This is a genomic window from Aminiphilus sp., from assembly GCF_029975095.1.
In the GTDB taxonomy this organism is placed as follows: domain Bacteria; phylum Synergistota; class Synergistia; order Synergistales; family Aminiphilaceae; genus Aminiphilus.
Map to the genome: position 1 here is coordinate 1 of NZ_JARKPW010000114.1, position 3,492 is coordinate 3,492.

The 3,492-nt window shown below is 61.2% G+C and carries 2 protein-coding genes; both read right to left on the reverse strand.

All coding sequences use genetic code 11. From position 1 onward, the window contains the following. Window positions 1-371 precede the first annotated feature (371 nt). Window positions 372-1,568 carry an IS256 family transposase gene (locus Q1K49_RS06825; RefSeq protein ID WP_300524327.1) on the reverse strand — a complete coding sequence of 399 codons (1,197 nt, stop codon included), beginning with the start codon at window positions 1,566-1,568 and terminating at the stop codon, window positions 372-374. Between the two features lie 444 nt (window positions 1,569-2,012). Then, the gene (gene rlmD / locus Q1K49_RS06830; protein WP_300524329.1) at window positions 2,013-3,389 is read right to left on the reverse strand and encodes a 23S rRNA (uracil(1939)-C(5))-methyltransferase RlmD; all 1,377 of its coding nucleotides are present in this window, start codon (window positions 3,387-3,389) and stop codon (window positions 2,013-2,015) included. Window positions 3,390-3,492: the final 103 nt, after the last annotated feature.

Below are 3,492 nucleotides of genomic sequence, written 5' to 3' on the forward strand. Positions count from 1 at the left end.
CCTCCTTGGACAGACGCAGAAGACCGCAAGCGGCCGCAACATCCAGCTCATTCGTGCTACGCCGCAAGAGGTGAGGCGCCAGACTCCTTGACGAGATTCGCATCCCAAGGCTACACTCGGCGACTCTCAACCTGCATGCCCCTATTATCATCACAACTTTTCGGGCTATTTCTGCTCCCAGTTGTGACAACTTTATTCTAGGAGGCTCGACGCAAACATCCAGATCATCTCTTCCGGAGACAATCCGGAAAAAGCGCTGAAAGAGTAGCCGGGACAAATCCGTATCCGGCGTCGTCTCTGCCTCGCCGCGAGTTGTGTGCGTCAAGTTGTGCAAAAAGGATTTCATGGTGTTTGGCGGCCGTTTGCAGCGATTAGCCACACTTTTCCAGGAGTGCCTTTTTGTGTTCGATCAACAGGTCCATGTTGAGGTAGCGACTGGACTCCAGCCATGCCTCGTGGGTTTCGACGCACAGTGCCCGTATCAGGCGCTGACATGCGTCGGTGTTCGGGAAGATACGGACGACACGGGTCCTTCTTTTGATCTCTTCGTTAAGCCGTTCCAGCATGTTGGTTGACTTCAGATGCTTGTGATGTGCTCTGGGAAGCCGGTAGAAGGTCAGCGTCTCCTCTATGTTCTCCTCAACCCAGTCGACAAGCTTCGGATATTTCCTCTGCCATTTGGTGATCCAGGACGTCAGATCCCGGTGGGCCTCCATAATGTCCCGGCGGTCGTAGATCCAGCGGAGTTCCTGGAGGCAGTCGTCATCGGCCTTACGGGGCAGATGATCCAGAGCATTCCGCAGGAAATGGACGTAGCAACGCTGCCAAGATGCTTCGAGCAGGGTCTCTCCGATGGCCGAACGAAGTCCTGCGTGGTCGTCGGATACTACGAATTCCACACCGCGCAAACCCCGTCGCTTGAGACCGAGAAGAAACTCTTTCCAACTGCTTGCCGTTTCACGGGGAGCCAATTCCACCGCCAAGATCTGCCGCTGCCCCTCCCGGTTGATTCCGATGGCGATCTGTACCGCCTGGGAACGGATGACTCCGTTCTCGCGAACTTTCTCGTAGCGGGCGTCCAGAATCAGATACGGGTACTCTTCGTCAAGGGGACGGTTCGCAAAACGAGACAGGGCTTCATCGAGACCTTTGTTGATGGCGCTGATGCTGCTCGCGGAAAAACGATGTCCGCACAATTCCTCGGTGATCGCCGTCACTTTGCGCGTGGACACGCCCTGCACATACATTTCCGCCAGAGCCGCCACCAATGCCTTCTCACTGCGCTGATAACGCTCGAACAATGCCGTGGAGAATTCTCCGTTCCGGTCTCTGGGAATCCGCAGTTCCAGCTTGCCGATTCGCGTGACCAGACTTCGGGTATAGTAGCCTGACCGATAACCCGTACGTTCTGTGTTGCGCTCATGTCGTTCGGCTCCAAGGAGTTCCGTCATTTCCCCGTCAAGGATTTCTTGCAGCACTTCCTTCATCAGGGTCTTCAGGGCGTCCGTTTCGTTCCCGAAAAGGGCTTTCATTCCAGCGAAACGACTGCTATGCTTCTTTCCGGTCATGGTGTATCGCCTCCTAAGGGCTCGGGTTGTTTGTGCGCTGCAGACACCCTACACCATGACCTTCTTTCTTTGAATCCCCCCTCCGCAATCACTTTTTGCACACTCTTGAGAGCATAATCGGATCACCGGAAATGACGAATCTGGCAACATCGGAACGGCGTTTCGCAACCATCGTGTACCAGGAAGCGACTCCACGCGGGAGCCGACTTCATCTCCGTTGCAGTTGAACTGACAATCCAAGGCCTGAAAAACGCGCCTCGGCGCACAAGGGACACGGGACGACAGAGCAGAGAAGGGGAAATCATAACAGAGGAGGAGAGCCTTCCGGAGGCGCAACTCGGACGCGGACAGAGAGCCTCCCGGCGGAGGAGCGGCACACCACCGGAACGGGCACACCAAGGCGCCTCCGTGCGCCGGACGGAAAACGTCGGCGCTTTCGCGGTGCTAGGGGCGCCGGAGGGTGGCGACGCACTCCACGTGGGCGGTCTGGGGGAACATGTCGAAGAGGCGGAGCCGCAGGAAGCGGTAGCCTCCTCGGGTGAGGAGGGCCAGATCCCGGAAGAGTGTGGCGGGCTTGCAGGAGACGTAGACGAGATTCCGGGGGGCAAGGCGGAGCAGGTTCCGGACGACCTCTTCGTCGCAGCCGCCCCGGGGTGGATCCAGCACGACGGTGTCGAAGCCGCCGGGAAGGGCGTCCTGCAGGAAGGCCCCGGCGTCGGCCGCCGTAAAAAGGACGTTGTCCAGTCCGAGGGCGCGCATGTTTTCTCGGCCGTTCTCCACGGAGCGCGTCCACTCCTCCACGGCGGTCACGGTCTCGGCCCGGTCGGCGAGAAAGGCCGTCAAGGTCCCCGCTCCGGCGTACAGCTCCAGGATCCGCCGTCCCTCCAGGGCCTGCACTTCTTCGGTCACGTGGGCGTAGAGCTGTTCCGCCTGGAGGGTGTTCACCTGGGAGAAGGAGGTGAGGTCGAAGGAGAAGAGGCGGTCGCCGAGCCCCTCGGTGAAGCGCTCGCCTCCCGCGTAGGAAAGGGTGTCGCCGCCCCAGATGACGTTTCCCCGCCGGTCGTTGACGTGCACGGCCACCCGAGCCTCTTCGTCCAGTGCCCGGAGGGCGGGAGTGAGAACCCGGCGGATCCACGCATCCTGCCGCGCATCGGGACGGGTGCGGCACACGAGGATCGCGGCGAGGCACCCCGACCGGGTGCCCCGGCGCAGCACGAGGTGGCGCAGATGTCCCCGGTGGGTCTTTTCGTCGTAACCATCGAAGGGAGCTTGCGGCAGAAGGTCCCGGAGGGTTCCGTAGAGGGTTTCCAGGGTCTCGTCGAGAACGGGACACCGGTCCACGGGGACCACCTCGTGGGAGCCGCGGCGGTAGAAGCCGGTGCGGAGGGCTCCCCTCCCCCGGACGACGGGAAAGGCGGCCTTGTTCCGGTAGTGCAGGGCAAGGGGGCTTTTGCGACATTCCGTAACGTCCTCCTCAGGGGCGAGGTGGCCGATACGGCGCATCGCCTGGAGGGCAAGGTTCCGCTTGAGTTCGAGCTGGAGCGGCTCCGAGGCGTGCTGCAACTGGCATCCTCCGCAACGGGCAAACCAGGGGCAGCGGGGCGTCACCCGGGAGGGGTGCGCCTCGTCGAAGCCGGTCACGTCTCCGACGGCGTACTGTTTTTTCACCTCTGTGATCCGGACGTGGACGGTCTCCCCGGGAAGCGCCCCGGGAAGAAACAGCACGAAGCCGCCGTCGAGACGGGCGATGCCCTCACCGCGGCTGTTCATGTCCTCTACGCGCAGTGCCGTGAGCGCCGATCCCCTGGAAAGTTCCCGCATGCGCTTCCTCCCCGTACATCCCTGCACAAAAGATCCGAGTGGCGGTGGTCGCCCACCGCCCCTTTTCTTGACGTTCTTGCTTTCATCCACCGGTCCGCACACG

Coding starts and splice junctions, on each gene's coding strand:
- Q1K49_RS06825 (WP_300524327.1), bottom strand. CDS start 1,568: ATGACCGGAAAGAAGCATAGCAGTCGTTTCGCTGGAATGAAAGCCCTT.
- rlmD (WP_300524329.1), bottom strand. CDS start 3,389: ATGCGGGAACTTTCCAGGGGATCGGCGCTCACGGCACTGCGCGTAGAG.